Annotated in this window: 27 protein-coding genes; 15 read left to right on the top strand and 12 right to left on the bottom strand. The window is 67.3% G+C overall.

The features are described 5' to 3' along the window. Positions 1 to 167 precede the first annotated feature (167 nt). From DIE17_RS20180 to atsR, 4 genes are all read left to right on the top strand, one after another. On the top strand, positions 168 to 1,184 hold the full coding sequence (locus DIE17_RS20180) for a 1-aminocyclopropane-1-carboxylate deaminase (RefSeq protein WP_124487058.1): 1,017 nt from the start codon (positions 168 to 170) through the stop codon (positions 1,182 to 1,184). A 613-nt stretch (positions 1,185 to 1,797) separates the two neighbouring features. Then, complete coding sequence (locus DIE17_RS20175) at positions 1,798 to 2,679, top strand: helix-turn-helix domain-containing protein (RefSeq protein WP_124487059.1); 882 nt, start codon at positions 1,798 to 1,800, stop codon at positions 2,677 to 2,679. Between the two features lie 49 nt (positions 2,680 to 2,728). Beyond that, the gene (locus tag DIE17_RS20170; protein WP_124487060.1) at positions 2,729 to 3,229 is read left to right on the top strand and encodes a molybdopterin-dependent oxidoreductase; all 501 of its coding nucleotides are present in this window, start codon (positions 2,729 to 2,731) and stop codon (positions 3,227 to 3,229) included. Positions 3,230 to 3,238: 9 nt separating this feature from the next. Then, complete coding sequence (gene atsR / locus DIE17_RS20165; RefSeq protein ID WP_124487061.1) at positions 3,239 to 5,050, top strand: hybrid sensor histidine kinase/response regulator AtsR; 1,812 nt, start codon at positions 3,239 to 3,241, stop codon at positions 5,048 to 5,050. A gap of 58 nt (positions 5,051 to 5,108) precedes the next feature. On the opposite strand, the gene DIE17_RS20160 is transcribed toward atsR, so the two are convergent. After that, entirely contained in the window at positions 5,109 to 5,528 is a 420-nt protein-coding gene (locus tag DIE17_RS20160) for a secondary thiamine-phosphate synthase enzyme YjbQ (protein WP_124487062.1), read from the bottom strand. Between the two features lie 10 nt (positions 5,529 to 5,538). Beyond that, positions 5,539 to 5,865, bottom strand: a complete 327-nt coding sequence (locus tag DIE17_RS20155; RefSeq protein WP_124487063.1) for a thioredoxin family protein — start codon at positions 5,863 to 5,865, stop codon at positions 5,539 to 5,541. Between the two features lie 283 nt (positions 5,866 to 6,148). On the opposite strand from DIE17_RS20155, the gene DIE17_RS20150 reads away from it, so the two are divergent. From DIE17_RS20150 to DIE17_RS20140, 3 genes are all read left to right on the top strand, one after another. Beyond that, a complete protein-coding gene (locus DIE17_RS20150) occupies positions 6,149 to 6,859 on the top strand; it encodes a flavin reductase family protein (RefSeq protein WP_124487064.1) in 711 nt (236 codons plus the stop codon). Between the two features lie 53 nt (positions 6,860 to 6,912). Beyond that, positions 6,913 to 7,245 carry a DUF2322 family protein gene (locus DIE17_RS20145; RefSeq protein ID WP_124487065.1) on the top strand — a complete coding sequence of 111 codons (333 nt, stop codon included), beginning with the start codon at positions 6,913 to 6,915 and terminating at the stop codon, positions 7,243 to 7,245. Positions 7,246 to 7,989: 744 nt separating this feature from the next. Next, a complete protein-coding gene (locus DIE17_RS20140) occupies positions 7,990 to 9,375 on the top strand; it encodes an exopolysaccharide biosynthesis polyprenyl glycosylphosphotransferase (RefSeq protein ID WP_260427291.1) in 1,386 nt (461 codons plus the stop codon). Between the two features lie 101 nt (positions 9,376 to 9,476). On the opposite strand, the gene DIE17_RS20135 is transcribed toward DIE17_RS20140, so the two are convergent. Further along, positions 9,477 to 9,935, bottom strand: a complete 459-nt coding sequence (locus tag DIE17_RS20135) for an Lrp/AsnC family transcriptional regulator (protein WP_006486309.1) — start codon at positions 9,933 to 9,935, stop codon at positions 9,477 to 9,479. A 126-nt stretch (positions 9,936 to 10,061) separates the two neighbouring features. On the opposite strand from DIE17_RS20135, the gene DIE17_RS20130 reads away from it, so the two are divergent. The 3 genes from DIE17_RS20130 (at position 10,062) to surE (ending at position 12,064) form a co-directional block, all read left to right on the top strand. Continuing rightward, positions 10,062 to 10,799 (top strand): AzlC family ABC transporter permease, encoded by a 738-nt coding sequence (locus tag DIE17_RS20130; protein ID WP_124487066.1) that lies wholly within the window; start codon positions 10,062 to 10,064, stop codon positions 10,797 to 10,799. Then, entirely contained in the window at positions 10,789 to 11,091 is a 303-nt protein-coding gene (locus DIE17_RS20125; protein WP_162999222.1) for an AzlD family protein, read from the top strand. The genes DIE17_RS20130 and DIE17_RS20125 overlap by 11 nt, the downstream gene beginning before the upstream one ends. A 193-nt stretch (positions 11,092 to 11,284) precedes the next feature. Further along, complete coding sequence (surE, locus tag DIE17_RS20120; protein ID WP_124487067.1) at positions 11,285 to 12,064, top strand: 5'/3'-nucleotidase SurE; 780 nt, start codon at positions 11,285 to 11,287, stop codon at positions 12,062 to 12,064. A gap of 19 nt (positions 12,065 to 12,083) precedes the next feature. Here surE and DIE17_RS20115 read toward each other — a convergent pair whose 3' ends face one another. The 5 genes from DIE17_RS20115 to DIE17_RS20095 all read right to left on the bottom strand — a co-directional run bounded on the left by DIE17_RS20115 (position 12,084) and on the right by DIE17_RS20095 (position 16,353). Further along, positions 12,084 to 12,905, bottom strand: a complete 822-nt coding sequence (locus DIE17_RS20115; protein WP_124487068.1) for an SDR family NAD(P)-dependent oxidoreductase — start codon at positions 12,903 to 12,905, stop codon at positions 12,084 to 12,086. Between the two features lie 69 nt (positions 12,906 to 12,974). Further along, positions 12,975 to 13,442, bottom strand: a complete 468-nt coding sequence (locus tag DIE17_RS20110; protein WP_044845430.1) for a cupin domain-containing protein — start codon at positions 13,440 to 13,442, stop codon at positions 12,975 to 12,977. 163 nt (positions 13,443 to 13,605) lie between these two features. Then, positions 13,606 to 14,958: a pyridoxal-dependent decarboxylase gene (locus DIE17_RS20105; RefSeq protein WP_124487069.1), complete on the bottom strand. Its 1,353-nt coding sequence runs from the start codon at positions 14,956 to 14,958 to the stop codon at positions 13,606 to 13,608. Positions 14,959 to 14,978: 20 nt separating this feature from the next. Beyond that, a complete protein-coding gene (locus DIE17_RS20100) occupies positions 14,979 to 15,278 on the bottom strand; it encodes an ArsR/SmtB family transcription factor (RefSeq protein ID WP_040139054.1) in 300 nt (99 codons plus the stop codon). Positions 15,279 to 15,465: 187 nt separating this feature from the next. Further along, the gene (locus DIE17_RS20095) at positions 15,466 to 16,353 is read right to left on the bottom strand and encodes a LysR family transcriptional regulator (RefSeq protein WP_124487070.1); all 888 of its coding nucleotides are present in this window, start codon (positions 16,351 to 16,353) and stop codon (positions 15,466 to 15,468) included. A 128-nt stretch (positions 16,354 to 16,481) separates the two neighbouring features. On the opposite strand from DIE17_RS20095, the gene DIE17_RS20090 reads away from it, so the two are divergent. After that, complete coding sequence (locus DIE17_RS20090) at positions 16,482 to 17,519, top strand: aldo/keto reductase (protein ID WP_124487071.1); 1,038 nt, start codon at positions 16,482 to 16,484, stop codon at positions 17,517 to 17,519. Between the two features lie 206 nt (positions 17,520 to 17,725). Here the strand turns inward: DIE17_RS20090 and DIE17_RS20085 are convergent, their stop codons facing one another. Further along, complete coding sequence (locus DIE17_RS20085) at positions 17,726 to 19,204, bottom strand: PLP-dependent aminotransferase family protein (protein ID WP_124487072.1); 1,479 nt, start codon at positions 19,202 to 19,204, stop codon at positions 17,726 to 17,728. Positions 19,205 to 19,335: 131 nt separating this feature from the next. Between DIE17_RS20085 and DIE17_RS20080 the strand changes: the two genes are divergently transcribed. Next, a complete protein-coding gene (locus DIE17_RS20080; protein ID WP_124487073.1) occupies positions 19,336 to 19,812 on the top strand; it encodes a GNAT family N-acetyltransferase in 477 nt (158 codons plus the stop codon). A 38-nt stretch (positions 19,813 to 19,850) separates the two neighbouring features. Here the strand turns inward: DIE17_RS20080 and DIE17_RS20075 are convergent, their stop codons facing one another. Continuing rightward, positions 19,851 to 20,576, bottom strand: coding sequence for a class I SAM-dependent methyltransferase (locus DIE17_RS20075; protein WP_124487074.1), 726 nt, complete (start codon positions 20,574 to 20,576; stop codon positions 19,851 to 19,853). 218 nt (positions 20,577 to 20,794) lie between these two features. Here DIE17_RS20075 and DIE17_RS20070 point away from each other — a divergent pair, with 218 nt between their 5' ends. Next, positions 20,795 to 21,805, top strand: a complete 1,011-nt coding sequence (locus DIE17_RS20070; RefSeq protein WP_124487075.1) for a hypothetical protein — start codon at positions 20,795 to 20,797, stop codon at positions 21,803 to 21,805. A gap of 228 nt (positions 21,806 to 22,033) precedes the next feature. Next, entirely contained in the window at positions 22,034 to 22,843 is an 810-nt protein-coding gene (locus tag DIE17_RS20065; protein WP_124487076.1) for a TlpA disulfide reductase family protein, read from the top strand. 115 nt (positions 22,844 to 22,958) lie between these two features. Here DIE17_RS20065 and DIE17_RS20060 read toward each other — a convergent pair whose 3' ends face one another. Beyond that, positions 22,959 to 23,363 (bottom strand): hypothetical protein, encoded by a 405-nt coding sequence (locus DIE17_RS20060; protein ID WP_044845438.1) that lies wholly within the window; start codon positions 23,361 to 23,363, stop codon positions 22,959 to 22,961. 425 nt (positions 23,364 to 23,788) lie between these two features. After that, positions 23,789 to 24,031, bottom strand: coding sequence for a hypothetical protein (locus DIE17_RS20055; protein ID WP_124487077.1), 243 nt, complete (start codon positions 24,029 to 24,031; stop codon positions 23,789 to 23,791). 19 nt (positions 24,032 to 24,050) lie between these two features. On the opposite strand from DIE17_RS20055, the gene DIE17_RS20050 reads away from it, so the two are divergent. Beyond that, on the top strand, positions 24,051 to 24,440 hold the full coding sequence (locus tag DIE17_RS20050; protein ID WP_124487078.1) for a fucose-binding lectin II: 390 nt from the start codon (positions 24,051 to 24,053) through the stop codon (positions 24,438 to 24,440). The last annotated feature ends 86 nt before the right edge of the window (positions 24,441 to 24,526 follow it).

Raw genomic sequence — 24,526 nt, 5'->3', positions numbered from 1 at the left:
CCAAAATTATCTGCCTCTGCTTTTCTACATCGATAACGTAGGCGTTCATCATTTATTTCGCAAGCTCATTTCCCGGCGTCCTGCCTATCATCTTTGCATCGGGACACGGCGCACCGGCCGCACGCGACCGATCCGATTTCCTGCCCACCGTCTTTCGGAGACTGTCGATGAACCTGCAACGTTTCCCCCGTTATCCGCTCACGTTCGGCCCGACGCCGATCCAGCCGCTCAAGCGCCTGAGCGCGCATCTCGGCGGCAAGGTCGAGCTGTACGCGAAGCGCGAGGACTGCAACAGCGGCCTCGCGTTCGGCGGCAACAAGACGCGCAAGCTCGAATACCTGATCCCCGACGCGCTTGCGCAAGGCGCCGACACGCTCGTGTCGATCGGCGGTGTGCAGTCGAACCAGACACGCCAGGTCGCGGCCGTCGCCGCGCATCTCGGGATGAAGTGCGTGCTCGTGCAGGAGCACTGGGTCAACTACGAGGATCCGGTGTACGACCGCGTCGGAAACATCCAGCTGTCGCGAATGATGGGCGCCGATGTGCGGCTCGTCGCCGACGGTTTCGACATCGGCATTCGCCGCAGCTGGGAAGAAGCGATGGAGAGCGTGCGGCAGGCGGGCGGCAAGCCGTATCCGATTCCGGCCGGGTGTTCCGAGCATCCGCTCGGCGGACTCGGGTTCGTCGGCTTCGCGGAAGAAGTGCGCGAGCAGGAAGCACAGCTTGGCTTCAAGTTCGATTACATCGTGGTCTGCTCGGTCACGGGCAGCACGCAGGCGGGGATGGTCGTCGGCTTCGCGGCCGACGGGCGCGCGGATCGCGTGATCGGCATCGACGCGTCGGCGAAGCCGGAGCAGACGCGCGAACAGATCACGCGCATCGCGCGGCATACGGCCGAACTGGTCGGCCTGGGGCGCGATATCGAAGAGAAGGACGTCGTGCTAGACACGCGCTATGCCGGGCCGGAATACGGACTGCCGAACGATGGCACGCTGGACGCGATTCGTCTGTGTGCGCGACTGGAAGGCGTGCTGACCGATCCCGTCTATGAAGGGAAATCGATGCACGGAATGATCGACAAGGTGCGGCGCGGGGAATTCGAGCCAGGGTCGAAGGTGCTGTATGCGCACCTTGGCGGGGTACCGGCGTTGAGCGCGTATAGCGGGATTTTTCGGGAAGGCTGATCTGGCGACGCAGCAGACCGGCGAGGCTTGCGTGAGGTCGGCACTGCCTCGCGGGTGGGCCGCCTCCTGTCGATTCCCACTGGAAAGCCGCCTCGATCCGAGCTGAATCGCGACCGACCGGTACGTGAAGGTCGACGACTGCGTCTGGTCCTTCACGTGGATCCACGACATCGTGCTGCCAATGACGGACGGCCCCTGCGCGCACGCGGCCGACAGCAGCAGCCGCGGCGCCGGCAAACGGCGAACCGTTTCCACTTTCCTCATGTTTTATTTGCGCCGCACTGCTTCGCGCTATCCCGCCCGCGCGGGCGCGTACCCGGCTTGCGCGCGGCGAGGCGAATACAATTCACCCACGCCGACGCGCAGTCCAAGGCTCTCTCAGGCTCTCTGTGGCTCTCTTCGAATAGTTCAGTCACGCGCTGGCTGCCGCGTTTCGCCGGGCCGAATGTGTCGACACCGGCCCCCAAACCTGACGCGGCAAACAATAGTGACGCGGTGAGCAATAATAATGGAGAAAAATGGCATGTCAAGGTGATTCGCATTTTCAAAGTTTGCGTATTGCGTCACTTTTGAATATGCTCTTCGTCGCTCAAACCCAGGAGACCCCATCGAGATGCCCAATAGCGAGCAGGCCAACGTCGATCTCATCACCGCCACCAAGGTGCACGATCTGTTGACGCGCAACGGCATTCCGCCGCGCAGTCACAACACCACGATCGCGAACGTGCTCGGCCTCAGTTTCTCGGTCGTCACGCGCAAGATGAAAGGCCTGATCCCGTGGAACCTGTCGCAGTTGCAGGACATCGCGACGCACTTCGGCGTGCCGCCCGCGATCCTGCTCGACGACAAGGGCACGCAACCGGCCGCCGCCGAGATGATCGATGCGACGCTCGTGATCGAGTCGCGCCGCTTTCGCTGCCGTGCGGCGATCTCGGCGAAGGCCAGCAGCCAGATCGACACGGATTTCGTCGCGCTGCAGTGGCAGGGAGAATGGATCGTCACCGAACGCCAGCACGCGCGCGAAGGCCGCCTCTATCCGGTCGACGTGATCGAACTGCGCTCGAGCCAGCCGACCGTCTACGCGGCGCGGATCGCGGTGGTCGACGATTCGCAGGACGTCGCCGAAACCGTATGCGAATACTTCCTCGAAAAAGGCGTGAACGCGATTCCGTACTACGACGGCGCGTCGTTCCGCAAGGCGCTGGAGCTCGAGGATTTCGACGCCTACATCCTCGACTGGATGCTCGGCGACGAGACCGCGGCCGAGCTCGTGCGCGGCATCCGGTCGAGCGAAAACGGCGGCGCGCCGATCTTCCTGCTGACCGGCAAGATCTCCACCGGCGAGGCGAGCGAGGACGAAATCGCGCACATCGTGTCGCACTACAACGCGCGCTGCGAGGAGAAGCCGGTGCGCCTGCCGATCCTGTTCGCCGAAGTCGCCCGCGAACTGAAGCTCACGCAGCCGGCGCCGGCCGCGGTCGCCGCCGCGAATTGAGAGCCCCCCGAAAACCCATCACCACGCGCACACGAACGAAGGGACCGACATGCGAATTTCGACCATCTGGATCAAGAGCCTGCTCACCGCCGGCCTGCTCGGCATCGCCGCCGCGAGCTGGGCCGCGTCGTTCACGTTCACCGTCGACGGCAAGATCGGCCGCAGCAACCAGCCCGGCAAGACGGTGTTCGTCTTTACCGAGCAGGCGCTGATGGCGCTGCCGCAGCACACGATCGTCACGTCGACGAGCTGGACGCCGAAGGCGACCTTCACCGGCCCGCGCCTGTCCGACGTGCTGAAGACCGTCGACGCGCACGGCACGCAGATCGAGTTCCGCTGCATCGACGAATACACGTTCACGATCCCCGTGTCCGATGCCGACAAGTACGGCGTGATCCTCGCGCGCACGATGAACGGCAAGGTGCTCGGCAACGACAACTACGGCCCGCTGTGGATCATGTATCCGCGCGACCAGTACCCCGACGAGCTGAAGACGCCGCTCGGCGAAGCCAAGTTCGCGTGGCAGATCATCGGCCTGACCGTGAAGTAAGCGCGCGGCATGATGCGCGGGCGGTGGAAGAACAGAAAAATCATCCTGGTCCTGGGATCGCTGTGGATCCTGGGATTCGCCGCGTGGGCATTCCTGCTGTGGGACCTGCTCGCGACGTCGGTCAACGAGGGTGTGCTCGAGGGGCCGCGCGAAGGCGTGTTCTGGACCGCCGCGCAATACCGGAACGCGTATGCGCGCTTCGACCGGCAACTGATCCTCTACTCGACGCACGTGGACGACGACTTCGACCACGTTCAAATGCAGCTCGACAGCCTGTCGGTGTCGTTCGGGTTCCTGCAGCGGCCGTCCGAAGTGTCCGAATACTGGCTGCGCATCCCGCGCGCGCGTGCCGAAATCGCGGTGCTCGGCGCATTCATGGCGCGCCTGAAGCACGACGTGCCGCTGCTGCGCGATGCGCGGAACGATGCGCCACACGTGATCGACGACGTCAACGCGTACTGGCCGAAGGTCAACGGCCTCGCGAACTACTTCCGCGCGATCGAGATGGCGCAGCGCGACTTCACGTTCCATCAGCTGAAGGAAAAGCAGCGGGCGATCCTGTCGCTCGGCATCATCCTCGGCGTGATCCTGTGCGCGCTGTTCCTGCTGCTGTTCTATACGATGCGCACGCGCGAAGACCTGCTCGAACGACAGGACGCGGCGCTCGATGCGGAGCGCAAGGCATCCGATCGCGCGTTCGAGATGATCGAGGCGAAGAACGCGTTCCTCGGGATGGTCAGCCATGAACTGCGCACCCCGCTGCAGGCGATCTGCGGATCGATCGAGATCCTGCTCGCGCGGCCGCAATCCGACGCGAACCTGAAGACGATCCGGCGGCTGCAGAATTCCGCGTCGTCGCTCGAAGCGCTGGTCAAGGACCTGACCGACTACATCAAGCTGCGCTCGACCAAGCGCCTCGCGGAAACCGAAACGGTCGACATGGCGTCGCTGCTCGCCGAGGTGCTCGATCCGCTGCGCGAGAAGATCGCGACCAAGCGGATCGCCGTCGCACAGCGCGTCGAGCCTCGCGACCTCGCGATCCGCTCCGATCGCAAGCTGTTGCGTCAGGTGTTGTCGAACCTGATCGAGAATTCGGTGAAATACACCGTCGACGGATCGATCGACGTATCGGTCATGCTCGTCGACGCACCGGCCGGCCGGCAGTTGAAACTCGTCGTGCGGGACACGGGCGCCGGCATCGCGAAGCAGCACCTGTCGAAGATCTTCGAGCCGTTCTACCGCGCGAATGACGCGGTCGGCCTGCATGTGGACGGCATCGGGATGGGGCTCGCCGTCGTGCGCGAGATCGTGACGACGCTGCGCGGCCACGTGGACGTGCGCAGCGTCGTCGGCGAGGGCAGCGAGTTCGTCGTGACGCTGCCTGCCGAGGTGCCGGATGCCGGCGAAACGGCCGGCGACGCGCCGGCGTGGCCGGCCGCCGCCACGCACCGCAACCGCCGCGCGCTCGTGGTCGACGACAACGACAACGCGCGCGAAACGCTCGGCGCGATGCTGTCGGCGCTCGGCCTCGACGCCGATCTGTGCGGCACCGGCCAGGAAGGCGTCGCCCGTTTCGGCGACACGCATTACGACCTCGTCGTGCTCGATCTCGAGTTGCCGGACCTGAGCGGCTTCGAAGTCGCGCACCGCATGCGGATGGTCGCGCAACCGGACGACGACGGAAAGTTTCCGTCCATTGTCGGTGTCAGCGCATATGAATCGGCCGCGCTGCGCGAGAACCAGCGGGTGTTCGACGAATTCCTGCCGAAGCCTGTTCACCTGCGCGAACTTGGCGCGCTCGTCGAGAAGCTGCTCGGCTGAGCGTGGCCGCGACGCGTGACGGGCGGACCCTCTGACCGCCCGTGGCGCGGTTCCGCGCCTACTCGCCGATCAGATGCAGCACGATATCGCGACGATGCGGGGCGCGACGATGCTCGAACAGATAGATGCCCTGCCACGTGCCGAGCACCATGCGTCCGTGCTCGACCGGGATCGACAGCTGCACCTGCGTGAGTGCCGTACGCAAATGGGCGGGCATGTCGTCGGCGCCTTCGGTGTCGTGCTCGTAACGCGTGTCGTCCTCGGGCGCGAGCGTCGCGAAGTAGCGTTCGAGATCGCGCTGCACCGACGGATCCGCGTTCTCCTGGATCAGCAGCGATGCGGACGTATGGCGGCAGAACACGGTGAGCAGGCCGGTGCGAATCGACTGCTGGTCGACGAACGCGCGCACCTGCGGCGTGAATTCGACGAGGCCGCTGCCGCGCGTGTCGATGGCGATGTGCGTGATGGCCTGTTGCATGGCGATGCCTTCAGGCCAGCGCGGCGAAGCCGTCGGCTTCGATCTGCCGTGCATCGGCGGGGCGCACGACGCGTGCGACCTCGACGCCGTCGCGCAGGAACACCAGGGTCGGCCACAGCTTCACGCGGAACGAACGGCCGAGCGGGCGGCCCGGGCCGTCCTCGATCTTCAGGTGGCGCACGGCGGGGTGCGCCGCGAACGACGCCACGATCGCGGGTTGCGCGCCCGCGCAGATCCCGCACCAGTTCGCGCCGAATTCGATGACGGTCGCGCCGGCGAGTGCGTCGACTTCCGCGCGCGTGGGCGCTTCTTCGGAATAGCGTTGCGGGGTGTGCATCGGTGCCCTCATGTGCGATTCTGGAACGTGATCGCGCCGGGTCGGCGGGTGCGATCGGCGATGTCCTACTGTAGCGGAAAAGCCGGCGGGATGCCGGCGCGCGGACGCGCAAACCCGCCGTCGCAATGGCCGACGCCTTCCGTGCGCCGCCTGCGCACGACGCGCAATTCCCGTTCCTCCGTCGCGCCGCCCCTCCGGATGACACGACAAGAATCGGAGCGCCGCGCGGCCGCGACGGGATCAGCATGCGGACTGATCCGTCAACGAAACGAAGACCCCGACCATGAACGCTCCGCATCGCGTCACCGAACCGAACATCCTCTATTTCGGCACGCCCGTCGTGCTGGTCAGCACGCTGAACCTGGACGGCACGGCCAATCTCGCGCCGATCTCGTCTGCATTCTGGCTCGGCTGGCGCGCCGTGATCGGCATCGCCGCCAGCTCGCAGACCACCCGCAACCTGCTGCACACCGGCGAATGCGTGCTGAACCTGCCGTCGCCGGCGCAGGCGCACGCGGTGGACCGGATCGCGCGCACGACAGGCTCCTGTCCGGTGCCCGACGGGAAACGGGCCAAGGGTTATGTTTACGAACCCGACAAGTTCGGCACGGCCGGGCTTACCGAGGCGGCATCGCAAACCGTGTCGCCGCCGCGCGCGCTCGAATGCCCGGTTCACCTGGAAGCGGTCGTCGCGGCCGCGCACGGCCTCGCAGACGAAACACCCGACCTGCGCGGCAAGATCACGCTGTTCGAGCTGCGCATCCAGCGCGTGCACGTGCACCCCGACCTGCTGATGGACGGCCATCCGGACCGCATCGATCCCGACAAATGGTCGCCGCTGATCATGAGCTTCCAGAAGTTCTATGGACTCGCGCCGCATCAGGTACACGCGTCGCGGCTCGCCGAGATTCCCGAGCGCGCGTATCGCAGCCCCGACATCGAGCGCTCGCGCGACGCGGCCGCGCCGGCCGGTACGCCACAGCCGATCGGATAAGATACGGCCGGCCACCCTCATTGGCCCATGACCGAACCGACGGAGTGTTTTCAGTGATTCAAGCTACCCCAGTATTCAAGGACAACCTCGCGCAATTGCCGGCCATCGACGGCATCGCACGCATCGATCTCGTCGGCGCGAACGGCGACGTGGTCGCCACCATCGAGAACCAGCCCGGCAAACAGGGTTCGCTCGCCGTGTACCACTACCTGAAGCAGGCATTCGGCACGCTTGACGCGAAGGCTGCCGAGCATGGCCTGGCCGTGTTCGCCGAGCACACCGCCGATGCGCGCAACCGCCCCGGCGCACACCCGAACGTCGATCGCCTGCTCGCGATCGTCGCCGGCGGCGAAGCGCTGCGCATCGACGTCGTCGCGAAGGGCTGAGCGACGGCCGGGGCAATGATGCCGCGCGTCGATGCGCGGCACGCACATGCATCTCGCCAATGAGCGCGGGTGTATGCAGGATCGCCGTCCCGCCCGCACCGGCCGGGACACCCGTGCCCGCGTTCAACGCGATCGATGACGGCCTCGCCCCCCGTCATTTTCACGATTTGATGTCCTGACTCAAACCCTCCTCCGCGAAAATCGCCGGCCATCTCGACGGCAAATCACGTCGTCCGTCATTCGAAGACGCCGAAGCGCTCGCGACACATCCCACCGCCCGCCAAGCATGTAGGCCCATCGCGGCACCGCATATCGTCCATGCATCGAGCATGCCGGCATGCTCGCGCAAACACGGCGCCGACAACCCGTGCGATCGATGCCCGGTCGTTCGCAATGCACGCATCGCGAAACGCCCTCACATCGCATTAGTACATGTATCAATTGCTGCCGACCGCATTTAATACACGTCCCATTTAAATCGCATCCCAGGTTACCCAAAATTGCCATGGGTTGAGTCGAATCCAACGCATCGCCCTCCCCGGCACGGACCCGTCCGTATCAAGAATCCGGCCAATGCGATGCACGCGATCGACCTCTAAGGCAGGCAGCGTCCCTTCCCCTCGTCAACCACTCCCGTGAAACGGAAGCAACGGCACCGCCCGGATTTATCCCGGCGCGGTACGGCTCGTTGCGTCCTGCGCGAGGCGACGGACGCCGCATCGAATACATCGGTAGCGAAGGTATATGCACACGGCACTCGAACAGCAACGCGCCGCCGCTCCGTCGGCGATCCATGGCTTCCTCACGCGCATCGTCGACATCACGCTGATCGCGCTCGGCGCCGCGGCGGCAGCCTGGTTTTCTCCCGGCGACGGCATCGATCCGTCCGACAACGTGGCGATCGTCGCGAGCACGGCGGTATTCGCGATGATCCTGTTCCCGGCGTTCGGCGTGGCGCGCATACCGCGCGATCGCGCGACCCATCGCATCGTATTCCTTACCGTCGTGGCATGGCTGCTCGCGCTCGCCGGCTCGGCAATCGTCATGTTCGCGATGCGCGGCGCGTTGCCGGTGCCGCCGAGCGGATTCCTGCTCTGGGCGGCGGCAAGCGGCATCGCACTCGTCGCGTTTCGGCTCGCCGTATGCGCGACAGTCGAACGGATCGTCCACGTGGGCGAACGCACCAGGCCAGTCGCGATCGTCGGCGGCGGTGCACATTGCGTCGCCGTGCTCGAACGGATCGCGCAATCGCCGTCGGCGCGCTATCGCGCGGCAGCCGTGCTCGATCCGGACCGCTCCGCACAACCCGGCGCGAACGGCATCGAAGCCTTTTCCACGCTCGACGCGTTCGCCGCGCACGTGCGGGCGCATGCGATCCCGGAAGTCTGGATCGCGCTGCCGATCACTGAAACCAGCGCCATCGTTCGCGTGCTCGATACATTCCGGCACGACCTCGTCGACGTCCGCCTCGTACCCGACGTCAGCCAGCTCGCGATGTTCGACGGCGCGATGGTCGACCTGGTCGGTGCACCGGCGATCAACCTTGTCGCCTCTCCGCTGTCGCCCCGCGCGCTGCTTCAGAAAGCGATTTTCGATCGGTTGTTCGCGGCGGCGGTGCTGGTCGGCACGGCGCCGCTGCTGCTCGCGATCGCGCTGGCCGTCCGGCTGTCTTCGCCCGGCCCCGTGCTGTTCCGCCAGCTGCGCAAGGGCGCGAACGGCAAGGCGTTCGCGATCTACAAGTTCCGCACGATGCACATGCATGTCGACACGGACGGCGGCGTGCGGCAAGCGACGCCCAACGATCCACGCGTGACCCGCATCGGCGCGTTCCTGCGCCGCACGAGCCTCGACGAAATGCCGCAGTTCATCAACGTGCTGCGCGGCGAGATGTCCGTCGTCGGCCCGCGTCCGCACGCGCTCGAACACGACGACCTGTATCACACGCGGCGTCAGCACGCCGAGCACGAGCTTGACGATTTCCAGCGAATTCCACGGATTGTTGAATGGCTGCATGAATGGCTCGACAAGAAAGACGCACCGCCCGGCGGATCGCATCGCGCACGGCGCGCGTGTTCGTCGATTGCCTCGCGGTTGACCGTTAGTTGCTTGCGCATCGAAGCCGCACCGTGATGCAGCCGGTGCGCGGCGATGCGGCTCGTCCCGCCAGTGTATCGGCCGAATGTCACCGACCGGTGACGATTTGCCGAATCGTCGTCATGCAACCGCCCGCGTTACGTCGGCAGCGCCGACGTGAGCTTGACCTTCTGCATCGGAATGTCGGTCTTGACGCTCAGCACGCCCGGGATGCGCGTCAGGTATTCCATCTGGAAGCGCCGGTAGTCGTCGATGTCGGCGGCCACCACGCGCAGCAGGAAATCGCAGTCGCCGGCCATCAGGTGGCATTCGACCACTTCCGGCATCTGCTGGACAGCCTCGGCGAAGCGGTTCACGGATTCCGCGTCCTGCCCTTTCAGCCACACGCGAGTGAAGATCGTCAGCCCCTTGCCGACCTTCGCCGGGTTCAGCACGGCCACGTATTTCTCGATCACGCCCGCTTCCTCGAGCAGCCGCACGCGCCGCAGGCACGGCGACGGCGACAGCCCGACCTCGTGCGCGAGTTCCACGTTCTGCATGCGGCCGTCACGCTGCAGCGCGCTCAGGATCCGCCGGTCGATAGCATCCAGCTTCATTGGCATCAAATTCCAAAAAAATCGCAAATCACTCGTTCAATGCCAAATTCTCAGGAATATTGGTCCGCAACGCAACCCGATTCGAGTCAAAAAAGCAGACAATCCTACTCCCCCGAAGGAGGAGTAATGAGCAGTAGCGTTTCAACGTCGTCCGGGCTTCGCGACAAGCCCGCCTATGTCGCCGAGATGGGCCGCGGATTGCGCGCGGCGCTGCCCGTCATGCTGGGTTTCGTGCCGTTCGCGCTGGTGCTCGGCGCACAGGCCGCGCAAAAAGGGCTGAGCCTGCTCGAGGTCCCGATGATGACGGGCCTGAACTTCGGCGGCGGCTCCGAATTCGCGGCGATCCATCTGTGGACGTCGCCACCGCATATCGCGCTGATCGTCGCGATGTCGTTCCTCGTGAATTCGCGGCACATCCTGATGGGTGCCGCGTTCGCGCCATACATCCGGCGCCTGCCGCGCCGCCGCGCGTTCGCGGCGCTGTTCTTCATGTGCGACGAAAGCTGGGCGATGTCGCTCGCCGACGCGCGCTCGCGCTCGGCCTCGCACATCAGTGTCCCCTATTACGCGGGCATCTGTTCCGGGCTGTACCTGACGTGGATCTCGATGACGACGCTCGGCGCGGCGGTCGGCCCGACGATCGGCAACGTCGAGCAGTACGGCTTCGACATGGCATTTACGGCCGTGTTTCTGGTGCTGCTGCGCGGAATGTGGAAGGGCATGCGAGCGGGCCGCCCGTGGTTCGTGAGCCTTGTCGTCGCAGCCGGCACGCACCTGGCCGTGCCCGGCGCGTGGTACGTCGCGGCCGGGGCGTGCGCGGGGCTGATCGCCGCGCTGCTGTGGGAGCCGCGCGATGCTGCCTGATTTCGCGACGGTCGCGACCATCGTGCTGATGGCGTCGACCACCTACCTGTCGCGCGTGCTCGGCTACGTGCTGCTGCGCAACCGCACGCTGAGCCCGCGAATGGCATCGGTGATGGAAAACGTGCCGGGTTGCGTGCTGATCTCGGTAATCGCGCCGGCCTTCGTGTCGACGCGCCCGGCCGACCTGCTCGCGCTCGCCGTCACGCTGATCGCGGCGACCCGCCTGTCGATCCTGCCGACCGTGATCGTCGGCGTCGTGTCGGCCGGCCTGCTGCGGCATCTGCTCGGGTAATCGGATCACGCGGGCGGCACATCGAACCGGAAGACGGGCGCGCGATGCGCCCGTTTTCGCATCCGCGTGCGGGGTGCGGTGCGCTGAGGTGCGGCATGACACGACACAACATGCGCCGCAACGGGATGCTAGCCTTGCGGGTGTACCCGCGATGCCTTTCCCCTCTCATTGCCTACCTGCGAGGATCGTCCCGATGCAAGAAACCCGCCCGCTGTTCGACCGCGTCCTGCTCACCAACGACGACGGATTCGACGCCCCCGGCCTTGAAGTGCTCGAACAGGTCGCCACGCAACTGGCGCGCGAAGTCTGGATCGTCGCGCCGGCGGAGGACCAGAGCGGCACGTCGCATTCGCTGAGCCTGCACGAACCGCTGCGCGTGCATCGCAAGGGCGAGCGCCGTTTTGCAGTGCGCGGCACGCCGGGCGATTGCGTCGCGATCGCGGTCAGCCACCTGATGAAGGACGCGCGGCCCGACTTCGTGCTGTCCGGCGTCAATCGCGGCGCGAACCTCGGCACCGAAACGGTGTTCTCCGGCACGGTCGGCGCCGCGATGACGAGCATGCTGGTCGGCGTACCGGCGATCGCGCTGAGCCAGGCGTTCGTCGATCGCAACGCGGTGCCGTGGCATACGGCGCTCACGCACGCACCGGACGTGATTCGCCGGCTCGTCGCGGCCGGCTGGGACAGCGACGCCTGCCTCAACGTGAATTTCCCGGCGCGGCCGGCCGACGACGTGCGCGGCCTGAAGGTGACGAACCAGGGCGCCGGCACGCTGCAAGGCGTCGACATCGTGTCGGGGCGCGATCCGCGCGACATCGAATACCACTGGCTGAAACTGGCGCGCGCACCGCGCGACGACGATGCGGATTCGGAAACGGCCGCGCTCGGCGAAGGCTATATCGCGGTCACGCCGCTGAAGTTCGAACGCACGCACGATCAGGCGCTCGCGCGGCTGCGGTCGAACCTCGGCTGACCTGGAGAGCCTTTACCGGTCACGTCAGGTTCATTCCCCCGTCGAGCATCACGATCTCGCCCGTCACATAATCGGACGCGACGAGCATCGCAACCATCTGCGCGACGTCGTCCGGCGTCGCCGCACGGCGCATCGGCGCGCGCTCGCGCCAGAGCTGCTGCGCGTCGGTCCAGTCCGCGGTCAGCGGCGTATCGACGAGCCCCGGCGCCACCGCATTGACGCGAATCGCCGGCGCGAGCGTACGCGCCAGCAAGCGAGTCGTGTGATTCAGCGCGGCCTTCGCCGCCGCATAGGGAATCGACGCCCCCTTCGGCCGCACGCCGGCGTGCGAGCTGACGTTGACGACGCACCCGGCACGCCCGCCCGACGCCGCCTCGAGCAGCGCGGGCTGCGCTTCGGCGACGAGCCGAAACGGCGCGATCACGTTGATCTCGTGCATCTCGCGCCACACGTCGGGCGTCGCGGCGGCGAGATCGTCGTGCGGAATCACGCGGCTGACGCCCGCATTGTTGACCAGCACGTCGAGGCGGCCATGCACCGCCAGCGCGTCGCGAATCAACCGCACGCGCTCCGCATCGTCGGCGAGATCGGCCTGCACGTAGGTCGCGCCGAGTTCGCGCGCCATCGCACGACCGGTGTCGGCGGAACTGCGCGAATGGAGGATCACCGCGTAGCCGTCCGCCGCCAGGCGTCGCGCGATGGCCGCGCCGATTCCCGACGTCGATCCGGTGACGAGCGCGACAGGCCGATGCACGCGCGACGCGCGCGGCTCGGCGACGGTTTCGGTTTCAGGTTCCGTTTCGGAAATCGGGGCGTTGATCGGCGGATGCGGCGCGTCCATGGCGTGGAATCCTGTCAGTGGCGTTCCCGCATCATAAGCATGACGACGGCCGATGCGGATGCGTGCCGTCTACGGCCGTTTCGGCAGGTCGACGAAATCCTCGAGCTCGCCGGCGATATAAAGCCGCTTGCCGATTCTCGGGTATTCGCAGACGTCGTGTTCGAGGCGCTGGCCGAGGATGAACAGTTCCAGCGGCACCTCGCCGGTGTTCTGCAACGTGTGTGCGTCGCCGCCGCGCGGAAAACCGAGGAAATCGCCCGGCCCGATTTCGCACGTGCGTTCGCCGATCGTGACCGAGCCGGTGCCGGACAGCACGTACACGCATTCTTCCTCGTACAGGTGGCGGTGATACTCGGCCGATTCGTGCCCGGGCATCAGGGTGAGCAGGTGCGCGCCGATCTGCGTGAGGCCGGTCAGGTCGCTGAGCTGTCGTTTGAGGCGAACGGCATTGGGATTGAGCGAATGCACCGCGCGCGTCGGTTCCATCTTCGCGATGTCGGCGGCTTTCAGCAGCTCCCGGGGAGGTGTCGTGGACATGGGGATCTCGTCGGCGTGAATGCTGCGGTTGAGCGCGCCGCCCGGGCCGGCACGGCGCGCATGCCGCGTTATTGTCCGACATTTTCACGCAGACGAGCTGCACATCTCCAGATACGGATAGCCGGCGGCGGCGGCACGCGCGCGACGCATTCGCCGCCGCCGCTCAACCCACATGCACGCCGCGCAGCGTCGTCAGCAACGCGACGAGACGGTCGACGTGCTCGTCCTCCGTGCGCCACGACGACACGCTGATCCGGAACGCCGGCCGCCCCTGCCATACGGTCTGCCCGAACCATACGTCGCCCGAATCCTGCGCGGCCTGAAGGATCGCGATCGTCTCGTCGTCGGTGCCGGCGCGCACGAGCACCTGGTTCAGCACGACACGGTTCAGCACGTCGTAGCCGGCCGCGCGCAGGCCGTCCGCGACGCGCTGGGCCTGTGCGCAATGCCGCTCGACCATCGTCGCCACGCCGGCGCGGCCGAGCGCACGCAGCGCGGCCCACACCGGAATGCCGCGCGCACGCCGCGAGAATTCGAGGTTCAGGTTCTTCTGCGCATCCTGCGCGCCGCTCAGGTAGACGGCATCGCTGTTCATCGCGGTCGCGAGCGCGGCCGCGTCGCGGCAGATCACCATCGCGCCGTCGTACGGCGTGTTGAGCCACTTGTGGCCGTCGGTGGTCCAGCTGTCCGCGCCGTCGATGCCGTCGGTCAGCGCGCGCTTCGACGACGCGCGCGCCCACAGCCCGAACGCGCCGTCCACGTGCACCCACGCGCCGGCGGCCTTCGCGCGCGGAATCAGCGCCGCGAACGGATCGAATTCGCCGGTGTTCACTTCGCCGGCCTGCACGCAGAGGATCGTCATGTCGTCGAGCGGCGGCAATTGCGCGGGGTCGATGCGGCCGTGCGCGTCGACCGGCGCGACGATCAGGCGCTTCATCCCGAAGCCGAGCACGCGCAGCGCCTTCTTCACCGTGATATGCGCGAGCTCCGAGAGCACGACCTTCACCTCGGGTGCACCGATCAGGCCGTCCGCGTCGACGTCCCAGCCCTTGCGCGCGAGCAGCGCACGCCGCGCGGCCACCAGCGCGACCAGCGTGCAGGCCGTCGCGCTCGTGCCGAAGCCGACCGCGCTGCCTTCCGGCAGCCCGAGCACGTCGACGACCCAGCGCGCGGCCTGCCGCTCGATCGTCGCGGCCACCGGCGAATTCGCGAACGACGACGCGCACTGGTCCCACGCGAGCATCAGCCGCTCGGCGGCCGCCGCGGCCGGCAGCGTCGCGCCGATCACGAAGCCGAAGTAGTTCGGGCCGTTCGATGCGACGGTCGCGGGCGTGCCCTTGTCGTCGAGCAGGCGCAGCATGTCGTCGGCCGGGCGGCCCGCATCGGGCAGCGGCTCGTCGAAGGCCGCAAGACCCGCGAGCGCCGCGGCGTCGGGATAGGCGCGCCGTTCGTCGGTCGCGGCGAGATACGCTTGCGCGCGCCGGTCGGCATCGGCCAGCAGGGCGAGTTCATCCATGTCGATTGCCTCTGTGAAGATCAGAGTTGCAGGAGGTCGCGGCCCAACCGATGCAGCGCATCGTCGATCCGCTTGTAGTACGTGAACTTGCCGACGCGCGTCGCCCGCACGAGCCCGGCATCCGCGAGGATCCGCATGTGGCGCGTGGTCGTCGCCGGCGCGATGCCGAGCTTCTCGGTGATGTACGTGCAGCACACGCCGAGCTCGTCGAAGTCGCCGTGCGGCTGCGGCGGGAAATGCTTGCGCGGCTGCTTGAGCCAGCGCATCACGGCCAGACGGCTTTCATTGGCCAGTGCGCTGATGCGGGTGACGTCGTCCATGGTTCCGGTCTCGTTTGACGTTTTGAATATTAGCTAAATGACGAAACGTGGACAACCCGCTTCGCGGGCGATCTTGCGTTCGCTGTCGCGGGGGAAGCGGCCCCGTTCCGCTACTACGCCGTATTTGGCGTCATCGCGTCGGACGCTGACGCGCAACCGCGTCCGCCGCGGCGCGATCCGGTTGCGCTCACCCCGCCGCCAACGCCTGCGCCAGTCGTTCGATCAGCGCCCGCACGCGCCGCGGCTGCACCGCACCGCCCGGATAGACGATCTGCAGGTCGACTTCGCCCGGCGAGAATTCGCGAAGGATCTCGACCAGCGCGCCGGACGCCAGATCCTGCTCGACGTCGAGCAGCGACTTCAGCGCAATCCCGTGCCCCGCGACGCACCACGCGCGCACGAGCGCGCCGTCGTTGGCGACGCGCCGGCCACGCACCGTCACGCGCTTCGGTTCGTCGTCGATACGGAACGGCCACTCGGCATACAGCTCCTGGCCGAAGCGCATCACGATGCAGTCGTGCGCGGCAAGCTCGGCCGGATGCCGCGGCGTGCCGTGCGCGGCGAGATACGCAGGCGCGGCGCACACCACGCGGCGCGAGCGGCCGAGCGAGCGGCTGCGCAGCGCGCTGTCCGCGAGCTGGCCGCGACGGATCGCGAAGTCGAGCCCCTGCCCGACGAGATCGACGTAGCCGTCGCCGAGATGCAGGTCGACCGTGACGCCCGGGTGCTCGGCCAGGAACGCGTCGACCACCGGCACGACGCGCGCCTGCCCGAGATCGGCCGGCGCGCTCAGCCGCACGGGCCCCGACAGCGTCTGCGCGCCGAGCCGCACGCGGCTTTCGAGTTCGTCGGCCTCGGCGAGCAGGCGCCGCGCGCCCGCGACCAGCGTGCGGCCCTCGTCGGTCAGGCTGATCGCGCGGGTCGTGCGCGTGAGCAGCGCCGCGCCGTAGTGGCGCTCGAGCGCCGTCAGCCGCTCGGAAACCGTGGCAGGCGACAGGCCGACCTCGCGGCCGGCCGCGGCCAGCCCGCCCTTCTCCACGATGCGCAGGAACAGCGCGAGGTTGTCGAGCAGCATTCTTCGCTTCCTCCGAAGGATATTTTCGAAGTCTGCCCAATTATCCGGATGAACCGCAAGCGCTAGAGTGAACGCTCACCTTGCCGACGCCCGCTCGCGCCGGCCTCGACGACGAAAGGACACCCGCCATGGAATACCGCACGCTCGGCCGCTCCGGCCTCAAGGTTCCCGCGCTGAGCTTCGGCGCAGGCACGTTCGGCGGCACCGGCCCGTTGTTCGGCGCCTGGGGCAACACGGACGTCGACGAAGCGCGCCGCCTGGTCGACATCTGCCTCGAAGCCGGTGTCAACCTGTTCGACACCGCCGACGTGTACTCGGACGGCGCATCCGAGCGCGTGCTCGGCGCCGCGATCCACGGCCGGCGCGACCAGGTGCTGATCTCGACCAAGACGGGCCTGCCGACCGGCGATGGCCCGAACGACGCCGGCACGTCGCGCTCACGGCTGATCCGCGCGGTCGACGACGCGCTGCGCCGCCTCGATACCGACTACATCGATCTGCTGCAGCTCCATGCGTTCGACGCGGCCACGCCGGTCGAGGAAGTGATGTCGACGCTGGACGACCTGGTGCGCGCGGGCAAGCTGCGCTACATCGGCGTGTCGAATTTCGCGGGCTGGCAGATCATGAAATCGCTCGCGCTAGCCGACCGGCACGGCTGGTCGCGCTACGTCGCGAACCAGGTCTACTACTCGCTCGTCGGCCGCGACTACGAGTGGGACCTGATGCCGCTCGGCGCGGACCAGGGCCTCGGCGCGCTGGTGTGGAGCCCGCTCGGCTGGGGCCGGCTCACCGGCAAGATCCGCCGCCACGCGCCGCTGCCCGAACGCAGCCGCCTGCACGATACGGCCGGCTTCGGGCCGCCGGTCGACGACGAACGGCTGTACGACGTGGTCGACGCGCTCGACGCGATCGCCGAGGAAACCGGCAGGACCGTGCCGCAGATCGCGCTGAACTGGCTGCTGCAACGCCCGACCGTGTCGTCGGTGATCATCGGCGCGCGCAACGAGGAACAGTTGCGCCAGAACCTCGGTGCGCTCGGCTGGTCGCTGACCGATGCGCAAGTCGCGAAGCTCGATGCGGCGAGTGCGATCGAAGCGCCGTATCCGCACTTCCCGTATCGCCGGCAGGACGCGTTCGCGCGGCTCAATCCGCCGATGCGCGGGTAGGCGGAGCAGCGGACCGTCGCGCTCCGATGCAATGATGCAACGACGTGGCGACGTGGCGACGTGGCGACGTGGCGACATAGCGACATAGCGACATAGCGACATAGCGACGTAGCGGCGTGGAGACACAGCGTCGTAACGGCGTAACGGCCTAGCGACATAGCGGCGTAACGGCATAACGACGTAGCGACGACACGGCGCGACGGCCGTCACCGCGCGGCCAGCACACAGTCGATCATCTCGCCGATCCGCCGCGCGAGCCCGTCCATCCGCTCGGCCGGCACGCCGCCGTAGCCGAGCACGAGCCCGTTGTAACCCGCCGCGGTGCCCGGCAGGCAGAACGACGACAGCGGCCGCAGGATCAGCCCGTGCGCCTGCGCGACGCGGCTCAGTTCCGTGTCGGCCACCGGCACGTCGAGCCGCGCGGACAGATGCATGCCGCCCGCGCCGCCCGACACCGTCAGCCGCGTATTCAGCCGCCGCGCCAGTGCGTCGTGCAGTGCATCGCGCCGCTCGGCATACACGCGGCGCATGCGCCGCAGATGGCGCGTGAAATGCCCGGCGTCGATGAAATCCGCGAGCGCGCGCTGCTCGACGGCGCGGCCCTGCAGCATCAGTGCGCCCGCCGCGTCGCGCAGCGGCTGCGCAAGCGCGGGCGGCACGACCATGAAGCCGAGCCGCAACGCCGGAAACATCACCTTGCTGAAGGTACCGAGGTAGATCACCGGCGCGTCGTCGGCGAGCCCCTGCACGGCCGCGTGCGGCGTGCCGTGGTGACGGAACTCGCTGTCGTAGTCGTCCTCGACGATCCATGCGCCGGCAGCGCGCGCCTGCGCGACGAGCGCGAGCCGCCGTTCGAGGCTCATCACCGCGCCGAGCGGATATTGGTGCGACGGCGTGATGTAGACGAGCTTCGGCGGACGATCGCGCCAGTCGTCCGGATGCGGCGCGAGCCCCTGCGCATCGACACCGATCGGCTCGACGCGCAGGTCGGCCGCGAGAAACGCGTTGCGCGCGCCGTGGTAGCCGGGATTCTCGATCCATGCGACATCGCCCGCGTCGGCCAGCGCGCGGGCGCACAGGTCGAGCGCGCCCTGCGTGCCGTCGGTGACGATCACCTGCGCGGCGTCGCAGCGCACACCGCGCGACGCGCGCAGATAGCCGGCGATCGCGTCGCGCAGCACCGCGTCGCCTTCCGCGGACTGATAGCCGAGCTGCGCCGGCCCCGCCGAGCGCCATGCGCGCTCGACGCAGCGCCGCCACTGCGCGAGCGGGAAGGCGTCGACGGCCGGCACGCCCGGCATGAACGGCAGCGATTCGTCGAGGCCGCTCGTCGCGCGCTCGGCCTGCGCGACGCGCCGCGACAGCGCCGCCGTAGCGCCGGCGGACGCCGCGGCGGCGACCTGCGACCCGCGCAACCCCATCCGGGCGACCACCGTGCCCTGCCGCGTGCCGGTCACGAACCCTTCCGATGCGAGCCGCTCGTACGCGTACAGCACCGAATTGCGTGCGATGCCGAGCTCGTCGGCCAGCGTGCGCGATGCGGCAAGCCGCGTTCCCTCGGCGATCCGGCCGCTCAGGATCGCGTCGCGCAGGCACGCGTACAGCCGCTGCTGCTGCGACATCCGCGTGGCCGCGTGCGGCCCCGCTTCGCGCTCGAAGGTCGACAGCAGCAACGCGTAATCCATCGTGGCTCCAGAATGTGTGGATGTCATGGGTCTACACATGGTGCCACGAACTTTCTATCGTAGAGGTCTGCGCGCGTTTCCGGTCGTGCCGGCAACGCTTCATTCCATCCATCCTCGAAAGGTTCGCGACCATGAACGCTACCGACACCGGCCTGACCGTGCGCCCCGTGCGCGAAGACGATTTCGACGACTGGCTGCCGCTGTGGGACGGCTACAACCGCTTCTACGGCCGCTTCGGCGATACCGCGCTGCCGCGCGAGATCACGCAGCTCACGTGGTCGCGCTTCTTCGACGGCTACGAGCCCGTGCATGCGCGTGTCGCGGAACGCGACGGCCGGCTCGTCGGGCTCGTGCATTTCCTGTATCACCGGAGCACGACGCTGGCCGGGCCGACCTGCTATCTGCAGGATCTCTTCACGCTCGAGCGCGAACGCGGCAAGGGCGTGGGCCGCGCGTTGATCGAAGCCGTGTACGACGCCGCGCAGGCGCAGCGCGCCGAACGCGTGTACTGGCAGACGCACGAGACGAATCGCACGGCGATGCGGCTCTACGACACCGTCGCGGAAAAAACCGGATTCGTGATCTACCGGAAGGTCTTGCCGCGCTGATCATGCGGCGTGCCGCACGCCGCGCGGCCGCGACGGTTTCAATCCAGCGGCCGCGCCTTGATCCACAGGAACAGCGGCACGCGCGACCACTGCTTCAGCGTGTCCGTGTCGGCGCGATCTGGCAGCGGCTCGCGCAGCGACACGATCGCGAAGCCGGCCGCCTCCAGCGCATCCATGTAGGCCTGGAGCGGCAGCGACCAGCCCGCGAAGTGCATCGACAGCCCGTCGCGCGTTTCCACGCCCTCGAAATGCTCGCTGCCGAAATACGTGCCTTCGAGCACGAACGGCGCGTCGGGCTGCGGCCCCGCGAAACGGCCGCGATCGCGGAACGGATGCACGAGCGACACGAACAGCAGCCCGCCCGGCTTCAGCACGCGACGTGCCTCGCGCAACGCGGCCGCCATGTCGTCGAGGTCCATCAGCACGTTGTATGCCATCACGATGTCGAAGCTGGCCGGATCGAACGGCAGCGAGGCGGCATCGGCGAGCGCGTAGCGGTGCGCCGATGCCGCGCGACGCGCGGCGTCGAGCATCGCGGGCACCGCGTCGCTCGCGGTCACGTCGTAGCCGAGCGCCTTCAGTTCGCGGCTCACGCGTCCCTCGCCGCAGCCGATCTCCAGTGCGCGGCCGGTGCCGCGGCCGAGGTAGGCTGCCAGCCCGTCGCGATACTTCCAGAACGCATCGTGGCCCGGCCTGCCGGCCCAGTCGATCCATTGGTCGGCAACGTGCGTCCAGTGTTCCGTGATGGTTTTGCTGTCGGTCATGTTCGCTCCCGATCGGTGTTCGTCGTGCGGGCCCAGGATGCGCATGGTAAGCCGAAGCGGCGGTGCGCGTGAGCGCGTTGCGCGGCTCGAGGCCGCCGCGGCCGGTTTCCGTTTCCGGCGGCGGCGTTCTACAGTGGTTACGACGGACGACATGCGCCGCCGGACATCGTTCGCGTTCGGCGCGCGTGCCGATACACCCCCCATTCCGAGGAACGTCCATGCCGAGTATCGTCGCCGGCCCCGCCGGTCTGCCGCCGAGCCCCGTCGCCGCCGAAACGCGGATGGTGCACGACGTCGCCACGCTGCAGCCGTCGGACTATCGTTCGGCCGACGGGGCATCCTGGGTCATCGCCACCCTCACGCCGGCCCCGGACAGCGGCGAAAACGTGACCGGCAATACCTACTTCGATACCGCGAAACGGCAAACCGTCGCAGTGCCCGATGCGCGTCGGCGTTACGCGAACCGCGGCACCTGGCAGGTCGTCGCGAGTTCCAGCCCGTCGGTGCCCGCCACCGGCCGCTACGACTGGCTCACGCTCGCATGGCTGCCGATCAACGGGCGGCCGCTGCCGCAGACGCCCGAGCATCTGTATTCGCCGTTCATTCGCGGCGGCACGATCGTCTATCGGTGGAATCCGGCCGCGCAAGGCGGCGAGCAGTTCGGCAACGTGCGGATGATCTTTCCGGCGTGGCAACAGCAGGTCGCGGACGTGCTGCGCGCCGCGCCCGGCGACGTCGCGCAAGCGGCGGCGGCGCCCGCATCGGCGCTCGATCGCGTGCAGCAGGACGGCAATCCGATGGCCGCCGTGCTCGACTTCGCCGCCGCGCTGCACGAGGAACCGGCCGACCGGATCGCTGCGCGCCTGCCGGCATTGCTGCGCGCGAGCGACCTGCACGAAGTGTCGGCGATCGTGTTTCAGTGCATCGCCGCATCGCGAGAAGCGGACCGGCCGCGCTTCGTCGAGGCGATCAACGGGTCCGTCACCTCGATCGACGACGGCGCGCGCCTGCTCGCGATCGCCTACGGCGCATTCGCGGCCGGCAGGGCGAAGCCGCGTCCGTTCAGTGATGCCGAACAGGCCGCGCGCATCAACGATGTGTTCACGGCCTTGAAGCAGCGGACGTCGGCACTCGGCGTGCCGGCCGGACAGGGTTCGCCGTGGTACGAATTCTTTACCGCGTACCGGCTTGGCGGTGCGCCTTCCGGCTCGAGCGGAAGCAGGCAGTAATTACCTGACCTGCGCGAACGTCGGCGGCCTGATGCGTCGCAAGACTTCGACGAAAACGACGTCGTCCTGAATGCCGGTGCCCGGCATGCGATTCGCACGCGTCGGGCGGTGCATGGCGCGCGGTCGCCAAGGGAACCCGTGTGCGTCCCGTAGGGTCGAAACGTCACATGACCGTCGACGGCATCGCGTTCGCCGGTCGATCCACGATCCCCGCACCCTCTTCTCCCCATGTTGAGCATCGGTCCCTTCTCGATCCGCGTCGTCGCGGTAGCCGCCGCCGCGCTGCTGGCGTGGCTCGTAGCCCGCTTCATCCAGCGCCGCCCTCCCGACGGACATCACAAGAGCGCGTCGAGCCTGATCCTCGACGTGCTGCTGCTCGGGCTGGTCGCCGCGCGTATCGGCTATGTCGCGCAATGGTGGCGCGACTACGCGACGACGCCGCGCGCCATCGTCGCGCTCGGTGACGGCGGCTTCGACTGGCGCATCGGCATCGCCGCCGCACTGGCGTTCGCCGTCTGGCGGCTGCGTCGCCTGCCCGCGCTGCGCAAACCCGTGGCGGCCGGCATCGTCGCAGGCCTCGCCGCGTGGGGCATCGCGCAAGGCACGCTGGCGACACTGCAGCGCACCGCGCCGCCGTTCGCCGCGCTGCAGCTCGAAGCGCTCGATGCGACGCCCGTCCTGCCGCAACGCTTTGCAGGCAAGCCGGTCGTGGTGAACCTGTGGGCGACGTGGTGCGCACCGTGCCGGCGCGAGATGCCGCTCCTCGAACAGGCGCAACGCGATCATCCGGGCATTACGGTGCTGATGCTCAACCAGGGGGAAAACGCGCAGGCCGTGCGCGCGTTCCTCGAACAGCAGGGGTTGCGCTTCGACAACGTGCTGCTCGATCCGTCGTTGCATGCGATGCATGCGTACGGATCGCGCGGGCTGCCCACGACGCTGTTCTTCGATGCGAAAGGCGAGCTCGTCGAATCGCACATGGGCGAGCTCACCGCCGCGCGCTTGAAGGATGCGGTGGCGCAGCGTTTCGGTCAGTGATGTCGTCGGCAGCCTGCTCGAGGCCACGATCGATCGTCGATGGCAGCGCGCGTTCCCGCAGCCGCGACCGACTCGACCGCCGACACGCCGGCACTTCGACTACCATCGGCGACGCTCACGGCCTCGACAACACCATCACCCGCCCCGACACGCGCTGAAGCTTCAGCCACCCCGTGTCGGCGGTAAACCTGAGCTGCTGCAACGGGAAATCGAATCCCGCCTTCTGCGCGGCGCTGACCACCGCATCGGCGATCCAGCGAATCAGTTCCTTTCCTTCGTCGGTCGTCTGGTGACCGTTCTGGACACCATAGAAATAGCGGTTCCCTGCGTTGACTTCGTTCTGCAGCTGCATCCAGTGCCCCGGGAGGCCGGGCAGGGTCCTGAACAGGTCGGCCACGCGCTGCGTCGTCAGGCCGCGCGCCCACAACGCGCCGTTCACGGCGGGCCGCGCCAGGTTGTGACGGTCTGCGTCCTGTGCCTGTCCCTTGATCTCGCCTTTCAGACTATCGGGTTTCGTCATCGCACTGTCCTCGTGAGGGCCCGGTAACGGGCCGATTGAATGAATAATGCCGCCGAATAGCGAGCGCACGCGCGTCTTGCACGATACCGCTAATCTCAAAATTGATCGCCTGTCAGGTATATCAGGCCGGCGCCCGGTAATATCGCGCGCAAAAATCAGCCTCGTCCGATAGGCGTCGCGACAGCAGGCCGATATGCTTCGTCGGGTGCGGTGCCGGTGAAATGCCCTGTTCAAGTTCGGAGTGAGCCGGTCATCGAGCTTCATCGGCGCCGCACCCCGCTTCGTTGCGAGCCGGCTTCGGCGCGGGCGCTCGATGGTGGCCGGTGGACGCGGCCACGACAGGGAAAGACGATGTTGAAACAACACGCTGCCATATGCGAACGCCGAGCGTCTGCGCCGAAGCCGGATCCCTCCCGCCATTCCCTTCATTCCCGCCTGCACACCCCGCCATTATTCAAAAAAGCGTGACACGCATCGATATAATTTCCGAGATATATCGAACGACGCTCCATTGAATATTCACCATTAAATCGAACTGTTTCAGTTTCCGATTTTCTGAACAATTCCCATTCCCGGTCGAATATTTTTTCATTTATTTTTCGCCATGCTGACTGAACCGTGTTTGAAACTGCAAGCGTTTGCGAGACACGGTGAAGTGCCTTATCCATCGACTTCCAGGAGGAAAGCATGGCCGAAACTCAAACGTCCTCGAATCGCGCCGGCGAGTTTTCGATTCCGCCGAACACCGACTTCCGCGCGATTTTCTTCGCGAATGCTGCCGAGCAGCAGCACATCAAGCTCTTCATCGGCGACAGCAAGGAACCGGCCGCTTATCACAAGCTGACCACGCGCGACGGCCCGCGCGAAGCCACGCTGAATTCGGGCAACGGCAAGCTGCGCTTCGAAGTGACGGTAAACGGCAAGACGTCGGCCACCGATGCGCGCCTCGCGCCGATCAGCGGCAAGAAATCGGACGGTTCGCCGTTCACGGTCAACTTCGGGATCGTCGTGTCGGAAGACGGTCACGACAGCGACTACAACGACGGCATCGTCGTGCTGCAGTGGCCGATCGGCTGACCTGACGCACGATCGGCGGCCGCGCCGTGCCGGCCCACCGTCGTCTGGCCGGCCAGCGGTTCGCGCCCATCAAGCGGGCCTCACGC

The sequence above is a fragment of the Burkholderia sp. Bp9099 genome, assembly GCF_003857805.1.
In the GTDB taxonomy this organism is placed as follows: domain Bacteria; phylum Pseudomonadota; class Gammaproteobacteria; order Burkholderiales; family Burkholderiaceae; genus Burkholderia.
This window is presented reverse-complemented; position numbering and strand designations above follow the sequence as displayed.